Below are 17625 nucleotides of genomic sequence, written 5' to 3' on the forward strand. Positions count from 1 at the left end.
TCCTATTATAATTCTTCGATTGTTTGGAAGTTATTAGTAAATACGCAGATGTTGCCTGCAATAGTTAAGCTTTTCTCTACTATTTCACGAGCGCTTAAATCTGTATTTTCTAAAAGGGCGGTTGCAGCTGATTGTGCAAAGTTACCACCACTGCCAATTGCAATTAGGTCGTTTTCAGGTTGAACCACATCGCCATTACCGGTAATAATTAAAGAGGCTGTTTCGTCTGCTACAGCGAGCAGCGCTTCGAGTTTTCGAAGTGCACGATCGCTGCGCCAATCTTTAGCCATTTCTACTGCAGCTTTAGTTAGGTTGCCTTGGTGCATTTCTAATTTGCTTTCAAAGCGTTCGAAAAGAGTGAAGGCATCAGCAGTACCGCCGGCAAAACCAGCGATTACTTTGCCATTATAAAGACGTCGAACTTTGCGGGCGTTGCCCTTCATTACGGTGTTACCAAGTGAAACTTGGCCATCGCCGCCAATTACAACTTTGTCGCCGCGGCGAACACTTACGATAGTAGTCATGTTATTCCTCATCATCGAGCTGCAGAGGCAACTCGTAAAAAACGATTATGATGAGGTTATATGGGTGAATGGTTTATTTTCAAGTCCAGCCCCAAATTCCGCAGCCGACTATTTTTACACGTTTAAGTTTGTTTTTATCGCTTTCGGCTTGGCGTTTGGTTTTATAAGGACCTAAACGTACTTTATACCAAGTACCATTGCTGCCTTCAGCCTGTTTTATCTCAGAAATGAGCCCTGCAAATGCGATTTTAGCTTTTAACGATTCAGCTTGTGCATGAGTTCTGAAAGAACCGCACTGCATAACATAAGGACCTTTTTGCTCAAGTTCTTTTACTTCAACTTGAATCTCGTGGTTTCTAATTTCTTTAATAAATTCAGGTGTGCGTGGAATAACAACTTCCACTTTTGCGGGCGCAGATGGGTGTGCTTGTTTTTCGACAAGTTTTGGATCGGCATTACTTTTAATAAACCATAGTGTGTAGGCAAAACCACCTACAAGTAAGATGGCTATAACGGCTAAAAGAATAGGAAATGGTTTTTTAGCGGGTGCATTTTTTTTACTGTTTCTGCCTGCAGGCTTTTTATTAATATAATCGTGCTGTGCCATGGTGTTATTTTGGCCTTAACCTAAATCATGTCTATAGGGTCTACGTCTAAGCTCCAGCGTACTTTTTGTGCAAGTTTACTGGTACTTAAATAATCAACCATTTGCGCAAGGTACTGATGTAATATGCGGCGATCTTGCGCTTGAATATGTAATTGAAAACGATACATACCTGCGACTTTTTCAAGTGGAGCAGGGATCGGACCGAGCAATTGTATACCAGATACCCCATTCACAGGAACCAAATCCGTCAAAAAATCGACGACTAGCTTAATGCTATGTCCTTGTGCACGCACAATGGCCATATTTGTAATGGGCGGTAAGTCAGCATCATCGCGCTCACTAAGAGCAAAGCGGGCAAAGTCTTGGTAGCCATTATTAACTAAGTCTTGTAAAAGAGGGTGTTCTGGAAAGTGTGTTTGTAATAACACTTGACCAGGCTCTCCTGAACGCCCAGCACGCCCCGCTACTTGGGTGACTAATTGCGCTAAGTGTTCTGTCGCCCTAAAGTCGCATGAGTATAAGCCGCTATCTACATCTAAAATTATAACAAGGCTTACATCTGCAAAGTGATGGCCTTTGGCAAGCATTTGTGTTCCCACTAAAATGCGTGCGCCTCCTAGGTTGATTTCATCAAGTGCTTTTTCAAGGCTACCTTTACGACGAGTTGAATCGCGATCTATACGAGTAACAGGTGTATCAGGAAATTCGGTAGATAAAAACTCTTCAATTTGCTCTGTGCCTTTACCGTTAGGGAATATTTGTGTGCTCCCGCAATCAGGACATTGGTGAGGGACAGGGTACTGGTCGCCACAGTGATGACAGATCATTTGTCCAATCGCTTTATGAAATGTAGCGCTGGTACTACAGCGTTTACATTCGCTCAACCAACCGCACTCATGACAAATTAGGGTTGGCGAGAAACCTCGGCGATTTAAAAATACCATAACCTGTTTACCGCGATTTAAATGCTGGCGCATAGTAGCAAGGCTTGCGTGGGCAATACCCGCTTGGTCGGGTTGGCCTTTCATATCGAGTAACTTAAATTGGTTGTCGGTCGCTGTTTGTGCACGCTCAGTTAAGCTTAATAGCTGGTATTTGTTATTAATTGCCTTGTGAAGTGTTTCAAGAGCGGGTGTAGCGCTGCCTAATATAAGCGGGATTTTATGCTGAAAAGCTCTGTAAGCGGCTAAATCACGGGCATGGTAACGAAGGGTATCTTGTTGTTTAAATGACGAGTCGTGCTCTTCATCAACAACAATCATGCCTAGTTTTAAAAATGGCAGAAAAATACTCGAACGCGTCCCAATAACTATCGCACAACTGCCTTTTTCGCAAAAGCGCCATGTTTGTAAGCGTTCGTTATCGGTAAGTGCTGAGTGCCAAAGCATAATGGGTGTATCAGGAAAGCGGCGACGAAAACGGTTTACAGTTTGTGGCGTTAAACCTATTTCTGGCACTAATACTAATGCTTGCTCACCACGTTTTAATACTTCTTCTAGGCACTGTAAATACACTTCTGTTTTACCACTGCCAGTGACGCCTTCTAATAAAAAGCTGCTAAATCCAGTACTTTGATTTATTGCTGTACAGGCAACCGCTTGTTCTTTATTAAGTATAGGTTTGCTACCGACAGTTGGTACAACGCTTTGCCATTGGTTATCGTGTTCAATAGTTTGCGTCATAAGCTCTTTATCTATTAGGCTATCTATTGTTTTTTTACTAAAGCCCAGTGCCTTTAACTCAGTTAACGATGACTTACCTGATTGCGATAACTGTTTTAATAAGTTGAGCTGTGTTTTAGCTTTTAATGACGGTACTTTCGCGCCTTTTTCAGTTAAAGCAACCATATTAATACTGGTTTTATCAGGTGATTCACCTTGGCGAAGTACAGCGGGTAGCGCTATATGAATAGTTTCGCCTAAAGGATAGCAATAATAGCGCGCGGTAAAGCTAAGGAGATCTAGGTGCTGAGTACTTAAAATAGGGGCGTCGTCTATTACCTCTATAATATTCTTAATTTTATCTAAAGGGACGTCGGTACTGCTTTTAATACCCAGAACAACAGCCACTTTTTTTTGGTTACCAAAAGGTACCAAAACGCGCATACCGGGTAGTAAAGGCGTTGAGAGGCCGCTGAGCTGTTCTTCTATTTTATAATCAAAGGTGCGTGGGAGCGGGACTTTAATAGCAACTTCAACAAAACTCATAACAACTCAACCCGTAAAATTAATGCTGTAATGTACTAAAATTACCGTAAAAAACCTACTAGCAATAGTGCTTGAGGCAGAGATTGTTCACTTTTTTGGCTAAAACATAAATAAATACTTGTGTAGGGGAACGTTGTTGGATAAAATCCGCCACCAACAAATTTGTTTTAACGACGTATGGTGCCAGACTTCGGGTTTGGAGAGCGATGCGGCCTTAACTAGAGGTTCCTATGAAAGAAGGTATTCACCCTAAGTACGAAGTAATTTCTGCAACATGTTCATGCGGAAACAAATTCGAAACTAGCTCAACTCTTTGTAAAGACATTCACTTAGACGTATGTTCTGCGTGTCACCCGTTTTACACTGGTAAGCAAAAGATTTTAGACACTGGCGGCCGTGTTGATCGCTTCAACAAGCGCTTCGGTGCACTTAGCAGCAAGAAGTAATTATTGCTGTTTAGTTAAAAAAAGCACCTTAGGGTGCTTTTTTTGTGCCTAAAATTTGCCATTTATTACCTCATTTAGCTAACTTTGGATATATCCCTCTTTGCATAACTATTTCCTATTCTTATTCTGAGTATGCATAAACCTTTACAGACAAATCGATAGATATTCTCTATATTTTAAATAGTACAATTTTTAACTAGGTTGATAAAAGTAGCTAACGTGGGCTTATCTGTTTTTAAAGTAGAGTAGTAGGCTGTTATTTAAGTTTATGGTGATACTTTATACATACATTTTTTTAATATTTCACTAGGCATAAAAGCACCTTAAAACTTACTTTTTAGGTGAATTTTTATTTATTAAATGTTTATATAATCCTGCAAAGTTACTGAAAAACCTCTTAAAATTAAAGGATATAGCATATAACAGGATAGACCTGATATTGCTTGGAATTTAAAAATAATAAGGGTATCGTACCCCAAGACTCCACCTCTCACTTTAACTTAAATTGCAGGATACCATCGCGTTATGTCTGACTTTCGTGAACAAGCACTACATTATCACTCACACCCCGTACCTGGTAAAATTAGCATTGAGCTAACAAAGCCTGCTGAAACAGTTCAAGACTTAGCCCTAGCTTATAGCCCTGGCGTTGCCGAACCTGTACGTGAAATTGCCGCAGATCCTGCAAATGCATATAAATATACCGGTAAAGGTAATATGGTTGCGGTTATCACTAATGGTACTGCAATTCTCGGACTTGGTAATTTAGGCCCGTTAGCGTCTAAACCTGTAATGGAAGGTAAAGCGTTATTGTTCAAACGTTTCGCTGGCCTTGATTCAATTGATATTGAAGTTAAGCACCGTACGACAGAAGACTTTATTAATACGGTTGCCAATATTGCCGATACATTCGGTGGTATTAACCTTGAAGATATTAAAGCACCAGAGTGTTTTGAAATTGAAAAAGCATTAATAGAGCGTTGTAGCATTCCTGTTTTTCATGATGATCAACACGGAACTGCGATTGTAACGGCTGCGGGCATGTTAAATGCGTTAGAAGTACAAGGTAAGTCAATTGAAGATGCAATTATTGTATGTTTAGGTGCAGGCGCTGCCGCTGTTGCGTGTATGGAGCTGTTGATTAAGTGCGGAGCACTGCGCGAACACATTTATATGCTTGACCGCAAAGGTGTTATTCATACCCGCCGCGATGATTTAAATGAATATAAACAGCTTTTTGCTAACAATACCGATAAGCGTACATTGCAAGATGTAATTGCAGATGCTGATGTGTTTGTAGGTGTTTCTGGCCCTAACTTATTAGCGGCTGAAGATTTAAAGCTAATGGCTGAAAAACCAGTTGTGTTTGCATGTTCAAACCCAGATCCTGAGATTGATCCTGCACTTGCGCACGGCGCACGTAACGATTTAATTATGGCAACAGGGCGCTCTGATTACCCTAATCAGGTTAACAATGTTTTATGTTTCCCGTTTATTTTCCGTGGTGCGCTTGATGTGCGTGCAAGCGCTATTAACGATGAAATGAAAATTGCTGCAGTTGAGGCTATCCGTAGTATTGCTAAAGAGCCTGTACCTGCAGAAGTTTTAAAAGCAGCAGGCGTAGATAAATTAGAGTTTGGTGCACAGTATATTATACCAAAACCAATGGACCCTCGTTTACTGCCGCGTATAGCAAGAGCTGTTGCCCTAGCTGCTGTTGAGTCAGGTGTTGCGCAAATTGATTTGCCAGAAAATTATATGCAGTAAATCTATACAGTAGAGCTATGCAATAAAATTTAGACATAAAAAAACCTCAGTAATTACTGAGGTTTTTTTGTCTTTGTAATATTTATTCTTCGTTTAAAACGGGTACTTCTAGACCCATTTCTTGCATTATTTTTTTAACTTCTTCTGGCACTTTTTCGGCGTTATCTTTACGTAAGTCATCGTCATTTGGTAAAGGTTGGCCAGTAAAAGCATGCAAAAATGCCTCACATAGCAATTCACTATTTGTAGCATGGCGAAGGTTATTGATTTGACGACGTGTACGTTCGTCAGTTAATACCTTTAATACATTTAGCGGGATCGAAACGGTGATCTTTTTAACTTGCTCTGATTTTTTACCGTGTTCTGCGTATGGGTGAATATACTCACCATTCCATTTAGCCATAAGATGTATCGTTGCCTCAGATTATTAATTTCTCACACGGTATAAAAAGCGTGTAAATATGCGTGAAATTCTATCGATTTAAAAAAGATAGTCAAATAATAGATACCGATCTATCTTAATAAGCCTATTGTGAGTGTAAAGATAAGCACACTTTTGTGAGCTAAAATGTGTTATTCGCAGAGGCTCCTTCTACTTATAGCCATCTAGAGCTTTAAAATACTTTGACTTATCAAAACGGATAACTTACTCTTTTGGACGTCTAAACATCCAAATTAATCAGGTGACGAATATGAGCGAAAAAAACAAAGCAACCATTGCTGTACGTAACGGCGTTGATGCTGATAAACATCATGGTGCGGTGGTACCGCCAATTTATTTATCGACTACTTATTCGTTTGCCGACTTTGATACTAAGCGTGAGTATGATTATGGTCGTAGCGGTAATCCTAATCGTGATATTTTAGCTGAGACGCTTGCTAAGCTTGAAGGTGGCGCTCGTGGCATAATTACGGCCACTGGTATGGCTGCCGTGCATTTAGCTACTCAGCTACTTAACAGTGACGACACGTTAGTAATTCCACATGATTGTTATGGTGGAAGCTATCGTTTATTTACATCGTTACAAAAACGCGGACTATTGAAGCTTGAAGTATTAGATTTAACAAAAGAAGAAAGCCTTCAACAAATTTTAGCAATTAAACCTAAGCTTATTTGGATAGAGACTCCAAGTAACCCAGTACTTCGTTTAACCGATATTAAAGCGGTTACCGATGTTGCTAAGCAATGCGGTGCATTGGTTGCCGCAGATAACACGTTTTTGTCTCCTGCCTTACAAAACCCTATTAAGTTTGGTGTAGATATTGTGGTGCATTCAACTACTAAATATATTAACGGGCACTCAGATGTAGTGGGCGGCGCTGTTATTGCTGCAACACAAGAGCTTGGTGATGAGCTTGCTTGGTGGGCAAATAATATCGGTATTACGGGCGCCCCTTTTGATAGTTATTTAACGCTTCGTGGTCTACGTACTTTAAATGTGCGCTTAAGGCAGCACCAAGAAAATGCGCTAGCAATAGCTAAGTACCTTGAAAGCTCCAATTTTGTAAGCCAAGTTTACTATCCAGGACTTGAGTTACATCCTCAACATGAGCTTGCTAAAGCACAACAACTTGGCTTTGGTGGCATGGTTAGTTTTGATATTAAAGGCGATATAAACGACGCTGCAGCATTTTTAACTAGTCTTAAAACGTTTAGTTTAGCTGAGTCACTAGGTGGCGTAGAGAGTTTAATTTGTCACCCCGCAACTATGACGCACGCAGGCATGGAGGCAAAGGCACGTTTAGAGGCGGGTGTGGGCGATACGCTTATTCGTATTTCGGTTGGGATTGAAGATATACACGATTTAATAGCTGACTTTGAACGAGTATTTGAACTTGTAAAACCAGGGCAAAATAAAAATGTTGGCCGTGTAGGCAAAGGTGCAGGCACTTCTGGTGGAAACGTTAAATTAAGTGTAGCCCGTCCAGCGCTTTGGTAAGTAATACCAATCCGCAATAATACCTAATCAATTTGAGGGATTAAACCGCACGATAACATCGTTAAAAATTCCTAATATAGAACAACTAAATAACGAAATTTTTGCCTTGTTATCGATACGGTTTTCTTACCTCAAAATAGACAACTTAATTAAGCGAATTGGTATAAATATGGTCAATTGTGTACATAAATTTGGTGGTTCAAGCTTAAGCTCTAGTGAGCGCTATCAAAGCGTAGCTAAAATAATTATTGGGCATACTCAGCCGGGCGACTGTGTTGTGGTATCTGCTGCAGGTAAGACTACAGATACACTTGTGTCGTTGTGGCAAAGTTATCAGCTGCAAGACACGCAAGCTGTCGCTGATATTTTACTGCAGTTAAATAACCATCAAAGCGATTTAATTGAGCAGTTATTACAAGCTGATTTAAAGCGCTGCGCACTTAGAACACTAAATACCGAGCTTAGTAATATTGCAGAACTTGCTCAAGCTGAGCAGTTGAAAGAGGCTGCGTTACTTGCGCATGGGGAACTGTGGTCAGCACGTTTACTCGCTACTTATTTACAGCAGTTAAATATTGAGGCGTGTGCTCAAGATGCCCGTAGTCTTTTTACCTTGAACGATGGTGAATTAATGCATGCGCAAAATGCGCAGCAATGTCGACAGTCAATTTTGCCTAATAAGATAAATGTTGTTACTGGGTTTATTGCCGCTGATACGAAAGGTGAGACCGTAACACTTGGACGCAACGGTAGCGATTATAGTGCAACACTACTTGCAAATTACTGTAATGCTAAGCAAGTATGTATTTGGACCGATACACAGGGAGTGTTTAGCACTGATCCTCGTAAGGTAAAAAAAGCGATTAAGTACGGCAAAATTTGTCGCGGACAAGCTAATATATTAGCTCGTTTGGGTAACCCTGTATTACATGCAAAAACACTATCGCCACTTAAAAACAGCGATATTAAGCTAGCTGTTCGTAGTAGTTTTGATGTGCAAGCAAGCCCAACAGATATAGTAAAAGAAGGTTCAGCAAAGAAAAAGCGTTTTATAACCACGCTGCAAAATGTTGATTTGTTAATGGTTGAAGGATTAAGTGAAGGTGAGGTCGCAAGCGTTAGTCAGCTTATTCAGCATAGCCTTCATCATTTTAACCATAATGGTGAAGTGTATTTAGTAGTACCGGCTGCACAAACATATCAAGTTATTAATTACTTTGCTGGTAGAGCTAATATTAGTGAGTCAAATTTAAATGGCTGTGCAATTATTGCCCCTGAGCAAGACGTTAGCGTATTAAAACTGCAAGCTTTAGAAGTATTAGCTGAGCAGACTATAAAACCGCGTTTTGTGCATCAAGATAATGGTTATGTTTTATTACTAACAGACCAATTTATAGATAGCGATATACAAAGCGCCTTACACGATAAGCTAATCAATAAAGGCCAAGAAATAGCCGTTATAGTTGCGGGCCTTGGCAATGTAGGCGATGCTTTTATTGAGCAGTTATCGGCACAATTTGAGCGTTTATCAGACGACTTTAGTATTAAATTGGTAGCGCTGGTTCGCTCTAAACATATGTTATTTAATGCAAGTGGCATAAATATATCGCAATGGAAAACTCAATGGCAGCATGAGGCGAATAGCTATGAAGCTGCGGAATTACTTAATGCGATAAGCGAGCTTGACTACGAACATAAAGTTTTAATTGATATTACTGCAAGTGAGCAGTTTAGCTTTTTATATACAGATTTTGTAGACCGAGATTGTCATTTAATTAGTGCTAACAAATATGCAGGTACAGCACCTACTTCTTGGTATAAAGCACTTCGTAGTAACCTTGGCGAACGTAATTTACATTGGCGATATAATACAAGTGTAGGTGCAGGCTTACCTATCAATTTTGCTTTGGCTGATTTGCAAAATAGTGGTGATAAAATTACGCGTATTGAAGGCGTGTTCTCGGGTACACTTTCGTGGTTATGTAGTAAGTATGATGGTACCACTGCTTTTTCTGAGTTGGTATTAGAAGCACAGAAAATGGGGTTCACAGAGCCTGACCCTCGCGAGGATTTATCTGGACGAGATATGCAGCGTAAGTTACTTATTTTAGCCCGAGAGTTAGGTATAGAGCTTGAGCTTGATGATATTAGCTTATCGGCATTAATGCCCGGTGAGCTTGCGCTAGGAAGTTGGGAAGACTTTCTAAACAATAAAGCCCAGCTAGATGCGTTCATTGAAGAGCATGCTGATACAGCAAAAGCTAATAACTCAGTACTGAGATACACAGGCCTATTAGATATAACAAAAACTGAAGTTATCGCTAAAGTAGGAGTTACGTATGTGCCCAATGGGAATGCGTTAGCAAACCTTACACCTGGCGATAATATTTTTGTAATTAATAGCAAATGGTATAGTGATAACGCGCTTGTGATTCAGGGGCCTGGGGCTGGGAAAGAAGTAACCGCTGCGGGTGTACACTCTGACTTATATTGGCTTGTTCAAAACTTAAAATAAGCGATTATTTAAATTAAAACGGCAGCTTAAATAAGCTGCCGTTTTTGTATTACAGAGATATTATTAAAATAGCTCTTCTTCGGTTTTTGTGTCTTCTTCAAATATATCGTTTGGCTGAGATAGCACATACTTTGTCGGTGCAGTGCCTTTTTCGAAGTATTCAAAGCGGCTGGTGTAGTCATTTTTGTGGCTTAGCAAACCAGTGGCTAAATCAATACGAATCGAAACAAGCCCCTCAGGTGGCTCAATTGGCGCTTCAGGTGTTCCCTCAAGTGCGGCTTTCATAAATTCAATCCATGCAGGCTGCGCTGTTTTAGCCCCCGATTCAGCACCAGATATTTGGCTGCTATCTAAGTTGTTATTGTACGTAGAACGACCAAGAGCGTTACCTGGGTTATCAAAGCCCACCCACACAGAAGTCATTACTTTACTGTTAAAACCACTAAACCAGGTGTCTACAGAATCGTTAGTTGTGCCTGTTTTACCCGAAAGATCACGACGTTCTAAAGCTTGTGCGCGCCAACCTGTACCACTCCAACCCGTTTTATGGGCCCAACTACCGCCGCCCCAAATACCACTGTGCATTGCATCAGCAATTAAAAAAGCATTCTGCTTAGAAATAATTCTCGGTGCACATTTTTTTGTTGGCTCCACTTCATCACTACTATTATGAAGTGAGAATTCATTATGTGTTGGTAAAGACTCTTCGTCACAGGCAAGGGCAGGGTTTACTTTGAACAATACATTACCGTAAGCATCTTGAATTTCTGAAATAAAGTAAGGTTCAATTAAGTGGCCACCATTGGCAAATGCACTCATGCCACGGGCAAGTTCAAGTGGAGTAATGGAAGCACTACCCAGTGCTAGTGATTCACTGCGATTAATGTCTGAATCTTTAAAGCCAAACTTTAATAAATGATCAGCTGTACGTTGTAATCCAACGCCGCGTAGTAAGCGCACCGAAATAACGTTTTTAGACTGTGCTAAGGCACGGCGAATTCTTATCGGACCATTATATACAGCAGGGCTGTTTTTAGGACGCCATGCTACGCCTTGGCTTTTATCCCATTGGTTTATAGGAGCATCGTTTAATATAGACGCAAGCGTGTAACCTTTTTCAAGTGCTGCTGAATATATAAAAGGTTTTATATTAGAACCTACTTGACGCTTTGCTTGTACCGCTCGGTTATATTGACTTTGCTCAAAGCTGTAACCACCTACAATAGCTTTAATTCTGCCATCTTGTGGGTCGAGTGACACAATAGCACTTGATGCTTCTGGTATTTGGCTTAGTAAGTAGCTGTCATCTTCATTTTTACGCACCCATATTTGCATTCCTGACGTTAAAATATCTGTAGCTGCTTTTGGAGCAAAACTTTGGCGGTAACGAGTAATATATTTACGCGCCCATTTTAAGTTATCCCAAGTAAGAGTTGTGCGCTCGCCACTTTTAAGTAATACCGACGCTGTTTTATCATTAACACTAAGCACGGCTGCTGCTTTCAAAGTACCCAACTCATTTACGCTTTGTAATTTACTGAGTATTTGTTGCTCAGTTAAAGCAGGTTGTGTTTCAGGGTCCCATAAAGCATCTGTTGGTCCTCTAAAACCATGGCGCATATCGTAATTATGTAAGTTATTTACAAGTGCGTTTTGCGCTGCTTTTTGAACTTTAGACTCTACCGAGGTGAAAATTTTAAAACCTGAGTTGTAAGCTTTATCTATTCCATAACGCGAGACCATTTCAGCGCGCACCATTTCAGAAATATACGGGGCGTATAAATTTATTTCAGCACCATGAAAATAAGCGGTGATAGGTTGGCTCGTTGCTTCGTTATATTCTTCTTGAGTAATATAATTTTCAGTTAATAAACGCCCTAAAACAACATTTCGGCGTGCTTTTGCACGCGTTGGGTTACGAATTGGGTTTAAAGCTGAAGGGGCCTTCGGTAAACCTGCAATCATCGCCATTTGTGCAAGTGTTAAATCTTTTAACTCCTTACCGTAATAAACTTGTGCTGCAGCACCAATACCGAAAGCGCGATTACCTAATTCTATTTTATTAAGGTAAAGCTCTAAAATTTCGTCTTTTGTTAATACACCTTCAATATGTAGCGCTATAAATATTTCTTTAACTTTACGAATATATGCTTTTTCGCGAGTTAAAAAGAAATTACGAGCAAGCTGCATAGTAATAGTACTTGCGCCTTGTTTTTTCTCGCCGGTAGATATAAGAACAATAGCCGAACGCACAATACCTATAGGATCTATGCCTATATGATCGTAAAATCGATTATCTTCTGTCGCTAAAAATGCATTAATGAGTGTTTGAGGAATTTCATCAATAGTCACTGGAATACGACGCTTTTCACCAAATTGATTGATTAAAAGCCCATCTTTTGTGAATACTTGCATAGGAGTTTGTAATTGCACGTCTTTTAAAACTTGCACACTGGGGATATCAGGTTTAACGTAGTAATAAAGACTGACCAAAGTGATCAGACCAATTAACACACAAATGATAAAAAATTGTAAAGTTCGTTTTAATAAAATCACTTATATTTCCCTAAATGGACTCCCAATTGCGAGTTTTGACTGCTAGTATATATTGATTAAAAAATGAATAATATTTTTTCAGATAAAAATTATAACTTGTTTATTATTAAAACAAAGGCCAAGTTGAAACATGCTAAGTCAACTATTTCAAAAACCGTCCCCGATGATGGTAGGAATTGATATTGGATCGCACTCTATCAAAGCGGTGCTTTTACGTGAAATTGAAACTGGATTTCGACTAGAAGCACTTGCAATTGAGCCGATGCCAAAAGGTGCGATGAGCGAGCGCACAATCCAAGATATTGAAGCGATTGGTAACGTTATTACAAAATTAAGAAAAAAATTACCGAAGTCGTTAAAATCTGCTGCAGTGGCTGTTTCTGGCCAAACAGTTATTACAAAAGTGATCTTCATGGATGTATCGTTAACAGATGCTGAACTTGAATCGCAAATTGAAATTGAAGCTGATAGTTTAATCCCTTACCCACTTGATGAAGTGAGCCTCGATTTTGAGAAGCTTTCGACGAATGAGGCCGATCCTAGCAAAATGAATGTTTTGCTTTCGGCTGCTCGTACTGAGAGTGTTGAAGCACGGGTGGGCGCTTTAGAAGCCGCAAATTTAGAGGCCAAAATAGTAGATGTAGAAAGCTACGCATTGAGCCGTGCTATGGACGTTTACTATCAACAATTACCTAGCGATGCATTTAATAAGTGTGTGGCTGTGGTCGATATTGGCGCAGTTTTAATGCTTGTGAGTGTTGTGCAAGCTGGGGAAACCATTTATACCCGTGACCAAGTTTTTGGTGGCGATCAATATACAAATAGTATTGTTGCTTATTATAATAAAGGCTTTGATGAAGCCGAAATAGGCAAAACATCAGGTGATTTACCGCCAAACTATACCTTTGAAGTATTAGCCCCTTTTCAAACTTCGTTACTTCAACAAGTTCGCAGAGCTGTGCAAATGTTTTTAACAACCAGCGGTAAAGAGCAAATAGATTATATTGTATTAACGGGCGGTACATCGATGATAAAAGGTATCGACCGATTGCTTATTGAAGAACTCGGTATCCACTCAGTTGTTGCAGAGCCTTTTGTAAATATGGAAATTTCCCCAAAGGTAGACCGTAATATAATGCAGCGTCACAAAACGCAGTTTGCAATTGCAACAGGGTTGGCATTAAGGAGTTTTTCAACATGCCACATATAAATCTACTGCCTTGGCGTGAATCACAACGCGAAGAATCGAAAAAGAAATTTGTAACTATACTTGTTGGTGTCGTTATACTTTGTTTTGCAAGTATGTATTTATTAAGCTCTTTTTATAGTGCCTTAAAAGACGGTCAAAACTTAAAGAATAATTATTTAAGCTCAGAAATTAGCATGCTAGATAAAAAAATAAGTGAAATACGAAGCTTAGATAAAAGAAAGGAAAATTTACAACAGCGTATGAGGCTCATTGAAGAATTGCAAAGCAGCCGTAACTTGGGTACGCAAATAATGGATGAAGTTGCCAAAATAGTGCCAGGTGGTGTTTATTTAACAAAACTGGAGCGCAAAGGCAGCCAAATACATGTTTTAGGACGTAGTGAATCTAATAATCGTCTATCAACAATGCTCCGCCAAGTACAAAGCTCATATTTACTAGAGAATCCTTCAATGCAGGGCATTGTTGCAGGCGATCAATCTTCGCGTTTACTTAGTGATTTTAATATGGAATTTTATGTAAAACCATTTGATAAAATTGGTGAGGTTAGCGATGAACCTTGATTTTAAAGCACTGAGTGAAATTGATTGGAATGAAATAGAGCTTGATAACATTGGTGATTGGCCAATTGCTGTTAAAGCAATTTGCTGCACATTTGTTGCGGGCCTTGTATTGTTTTTTAGTTATAGCCTATTAGTTTCTGATGAAATTGACAGCTACCATAGTGCCGTGGCAAAAGAAGTTGAACTACGAACAACTTATCGAACTAAGTATGCAGTAGCGAGCAAGCTTGAAATATATCGTCAACAAATGATTGAAATGGAAGATAAGTTTTCACAGCTATTAAAGCGTCTACCCACTTCGAATGAAACTCCTGGTTTACTTGATGATTTATCATATGTTGGGACAACGAGTGGTCTGACTTTTTTAAAAATAGGTTGGCTGCCAGAAGTTGAAAAAGAATTTTATACCGAGCTGCCTATTAAAATCGAAGTAATAGGTAGCTACCATGAGTTTGGTGAGTTTGTAGGTAAAGTGGCCCAGTTACCCCGAATTGTAAGCTTACATGACTTTTCTATTTTATCATCGGGCGATAAACAGTTAACATTCAGTGTTGTTGCAAAAACATATCGTTATGAAGAAGGGGTTAAAAAATGAAGCTCCTTCGCGTAGTACCTTTAGCTATAGCGTTTGTTTTAGCTGGTTGTAATGATGACACTTCTGAGCAAAAAGAATTTATTGATCAGGTAAAAGCAAGCACCACACCAAAGGTTGAGACGATTCCTGAACTGACAAAGTTTGAAATATTTGAGTACAGTGCTGGTCAGCTACGTAGCCCGTTTGTAGCGCCTCAGCCTGAGATTATTCAAAATAAACTAACGCAAGTAAAAAACTGTTTGCACCCAGATCAAGAGCGTCGCCGCGAACCTTTAGAGAAATACCCGCTAGATAATTTAGCAATGAAAGGCACAATTGGCTCTAGTGGACAAATATGGGCATTAATTACAGCAACAGATGACACTTTGCACCGCGTAACGGTAGGGAATTATCTTGGAAGTTATGATGGCAAAGTAAAAAGAGTAAGCAACGACTATATAGAATTAGTGGAATTAATCCCTGATGGGTCTGGCTGTTGGAAAGAGCGCCTGACGAAATTAGAAATGTTAGAGGCGGCAACAGATGGCGCAAATTAATAATAAAAAAGGTAAAAATAGGATGCATAAGGATGTACTTTGGCTTCATCGTATTTCACGGACATTACTGGCTGCTGTTGCTTTAGTCACTGTAAACTCAGCCATAGCTGGGCCATTGCTTTATGATGTTCGTTATAATCCATTACTTAAAGGCGAAACTGAATTACAGCTTGTTTTTGATGAAGAGTTAACCTTTGAACCAAAAGTTCAAGTGTTTAATAGCCCAGCCCGAATCGAAATGTTTTTTGATTCTGCAGAGTTAGAAGTTGGTTTAAATGATGTTGAAGTTAATCAAGCTGGAATTAGCAGTGTTACTAATGTTTTAACTAACAGTGGTTTAAAGGTAACGGTAAACTTAGATAGATTAAAAATTTATGAGACTGAAGTTCATAACAATTTAGTATCGATACGGGTCTCTGATAACCCTCTTACAGAACCTGAAAATGAAGATGTAGTGATGGACTCAGGTGATGAAAGTGGAAATTACATTAACCGTATCCAGTCAATTGATTTTAGACGTGGTGAGAAGGGTGAAGCAAAAGTACTTGTATTTTTACAAGACACTCAAGCTGCAATTGAAGTCCATGAAAGTGGCGGGAAAATTTACGCTGACTTTCATCACACCGATATTTTAGACGATCTACTTTATGAATTAGATGTATTAGATTTTGGAACTGTTGTAAGTAATATCGAGACTTTTAAAGAAGATGGTTTAAGTCGTGTTGTTATCGAACCTAATGCTCAGTTCACGTTTACGTATCAGCAAATAGATAATATTTTAACGTTGACAGTAGAAAAAGATGAAACGCAAAATGCGTACTTAGATGGTGGTGTTGAGTATCAAGGTCGCCCTATGACCTTAAATTTTCAAGATATCTCTGTGCGTGCAGCACTGCAAATTATCGCGGGTTACAACGACTTTAACTTAGTAACCAGTGATTCAGTAACGGGCAATATAACGCTGCGCCTAGATGGTGTACCGTGGGATCAAGCGCTTGACGTAGTACTACGTATTAAAGGGCTAGATAAGCGCATGGATGGCTCTATATTAATGGTAGCGCCTGCAGAAGAACTTGCAGCACGTGAAGCCAAAGATTTAAAAGCTAAACAGCAAGTTGAAGACTTAGAGCCTCTATATAGTGAATACATCCGATTAAACTATGCTAAAGCCGAAAATTTTGCTGATCTATTAAAAACAGATACAAACAGTATTATAACTGCCCGTGGTAGTGTATCTGTTGATCAACGTACAAATACTTTGTTAGTAAAAGATACTGTTAAGAGTATAGAAAACATTCGCCGCATGATTGAAACGCTTGATATTCCAGTGCAGCAGGTTGTAATAGAATCTCGAATGGTAACTGTGCGCGATAACGTTACTGAAGACTTAGGCGTACGTTGGGGCTTTAGTGACCAAGGCAGTAGTGTTGGTATTTCAGGCTCTCTTGAAGGCGCAGAAGGTATTTATAATGCGACATCTACTTCAGATGCACCAAGTATTTCAGACCGATTAAATGTAAATTTACCTATCACTAACCCTGCGGCTAGCATTGGCTTACACATAGCAAAACTGGCTAACGGCACGCTGATTGATTTAGAGCTAAGTGCGCTTGAGGAAGAGAATAAAGGCGAGATTATTGCTAGTCCACGTATAATAGCGGCTAATCAGCAAAAAGCCCGAATAGAGCAAGGTACTGAAATTCCTTATACTGAGTCAGCTTCAAGCGGTGCTACTACCGTAAGCTTTAAAAAAGCGGTACTGAGCTTAGAAGTTACACCTCATATCACACCTGATAATAAAGTAATTCTAGATTTAATTATTACTCAAGATACACGTGGTGATACTGTACAAACAGGTACTGGTGAAGCGGTGTCTATTGATACTCAAGAAATTCAAACACAAGTGTTAGTCGAGAATGGCCAAACCGTAGTACTCGGTGGTATTTTCCAACAGCAAATCATTAATACTACGAGTAAAGTGCCAATTTTAGGTGACATTCCTTACGTAGGAAGACTATTTAAAACCACAAGTGAGTTTAATGAAAAGCGTGAATTACTTATTTTCGTGACACCGAAAATACAAATTGATTAAAATACAGTGGTTTTATGTTAACCAACGGGTGATTATTTAGATTAATTGCTCGTTATATGGCTTTTTATTC

Annotated in this window: 14 protein-coding genes; 9 read left to right on the forward strand and 5 right to left on the reverse strand. The window is 39.5% G+C overall.

Annotated features, from left to right (window positions below; all coding sequences use genetic code 11):
• Positions 1 to 5: 5 nt before the first annotated feature.
• From hslV to priA, 3 genes are all read right to left on the reverse strand, one after another.
• On the reverse strand, positions 6 to 524 hold the full coding sequence (hslV, locus tag GQR47_RS08440; RefSeq protein WP_002958366.1) for an ATP-dependent protease subunit HslV: 519 nt from the start codon (positions 522 to 524) through the stop codon (positions 6 to 8).
• 79 nt (positions 525 to 603) lie between these two features.
• Positions 604 to 1131 carry an SPOR domain-containing protein gene (locus GQR47_RS08445; protein ID WP_024605285.1) on the reverse strand — a complete coding sequence of 176 codons (528 nt, stop codon included), beginning with the start codon at positions 1129 to 1131 and terminating at the stop codon, positions 604 to 606.
• A 20-nt stretch (positions 1132 to 1151) separates the two neighbouring features.
• Complete coding sequence (priA, locus tag GQR47_RS08450) at positions 1152 to 3338, reverse strand: primosomal protein N' (protein ID WP_024605284.1); 2187 nt, start codon at positions 3336 to 3338, stop codon at positions 1152 to 1154.
• 230 nt (positions 3339 to 3568) lie between these two features.
• Here priA and rpmE point away from each other — a divergent pair, with 230 nt between their 5' ends.
• Positions 3569 to 3784 carry a 50S ribosomal protein L31 gene (rpmE, locus tag GQR47_RS08455; RefSeq protein ID WP_002958369.1) on the forward strand — a complete coding sequence of 72 codons (216 nt, stop codon included), beginning with the start codon at positions 3569 to 3571 and terminating at the stop codon, positions 3782 to 3784.
• 525 nt (positions 3785 to 4309) lie between these two features.
• Positions 4310 to 5551, forward strand: coding sequence for a malic enzyme-like NAD(P)-binding protein (locus GQR47_RS08460; RefSeq protein ID WP_076925368.1), 1242 nt, complete (start codon positions 4310 to 4312; stop codon positions 5549 to 5551).
• 82 nt (positions 5552 to 5633) lie between these two features.
• Here the strand turns inward: GQR47_RS08460 and metJ are convergent, their stop codons facing one another.
• Positions 5634 to 5954 (reverse strand): met regulon transcriptional regulator MetJ, encoded by a 321-nt coding sequence (metJ, locus tag GQR47_RS08465; RefSeq protein WP_007586263.1) that lies wholly within the window; start codon positions 5952 to 5954, stop codon positions 5634 to 5636.
• Between the two features lie 289 nt (positions 5955 to 6243).
• On the opposite strand from metJ, the gene metB reads away from it, so the two are divergent.
• Together metB and metL are read left to right on the forward strand one after the other, a co-directional pair.
• Positions 6244 to 7491 (forward strand): cystathionine gamma-synthase, encoded by a 1248-nt coding sequence (gene metB, locus GQR47_RS08470; protein WP_165723720.1) that lies wholly within the window; start codon positions 6244 to 6246, stop codon positions 7489 to 7491.
• Between the two features lie 169 nt (positions 7492 to 7660).
• Positions 7661 to 10006, forward strand: coding sequence for a bifunctional aspartate kinase/homoserine dehydrogenase II (gene metL, locus GQR47_RS08475; RefSeq protein ID WP_165723721.1), 2346 nt, complete (start codon positions 7661 to 7663; stop codon positions 10004 to 10006).
• A 63-nt stretch (positions 10007 to 10069) separates the two neighbouring features.
• On the opposite strand, the gene GQR47_RS08480 is transcribed toward metL, so the two are convergent.
• Entirely contained in the window at positions 10070 to 12562 is a 2493-nt protein-coding gene (locus GQR47_RS08480; RefSeq protein WP_165723722.1) for a PBP1A family penicillin-binding protein, read from the reverse strand.
• A gap of 130 nt (positions 12563 to 12692) precedes the next feature.
• Here GQR47_RS08480 and GQR47_RS08485 point away from each other — a divergent pair, with 130 nt between their 5' ends.
• From GQR47_RS08485 to GQR47_RS08505, 5 genes are read left to right on the forward strand one after another with little or no spacing between them, the layout of a single operon-like run.
• Positions 12693 to 13772, forward strand: a complete 1080-nt coding sequence (locus tag GQR47_RS08485) for a pilus assembly protein PilM (RefSeq protein ID WP_024596029.1) — start codon at positions 12693 to 12695, stop codon at positions 13770 to 13772.
• Positions 13760 to 14332 (forward strand): PilN domain-containing protein, encoded by a 573-nt coding sequence (locus GQR47_RS08490; protein WP_002958376.1) that lies wholly within the window; start codon positions 13760 to 13762, stop codon positions 14330 to 14332. The genes GQR47_RS08485 and GQR47_RS08490 overlap by 13 nt, the downstream gene beginning before the upstream one ends.
• Entirely contained in the window at positions 14322 to 14927 is a 606-nt protein-coding gene (locus GQR47_RS08495; RefSeq protein ID WP_024596028.1) for a type 4a pilus biogenesis protein PilO, read from the forward strand. The genes GQR47_RS08490 and GQR47_RS08495 overlap by 11 nt, the downstream gene beginning before the upstream one ends.
• Positions 14924 to 15463, forward strand: a complete 540-nt coding sequence (locus tag GQR47_RS08500) for a pilus assembly protein PilP (RefSeq protein WP_002958378.1) — start codon at positions 14924 to 14926, stop codon at positions 15461 to 15463. The genes GQR47_RS08495 and GQR47_RS08500 overlap by 4 nt, the downstream gene beginning before the upstream one ends.
• Positions 15450 to 17555, forward strand: a complete 2106-nt coding sequence (locus GQR47_RS08505) for a type IV pilus secretin PilQ family protein (RefSeq protein ID WP_024596027.1) — start codon at positions 15450 to 15452, stop codon at positions 17553 to 17555. The genes GQR47_RS08500 and GQR47_RS08505 overlap by 14 nt, the downstream gene beginning before the upstream one ends.
• Positions 17556 to 17625 lie beyond the last annotated feature (70 nt).

This window comes from Pseudoalteromonas sp. Z1A2 (genome assembly GCF_011378755.1).
GTDB lineage: Bacteria > Pseudomonadota > Gammaproteobacteria > Enterobacterales > Alteromonadaceae > Pseudoalteromonas > Pseudoalteromonas distincta.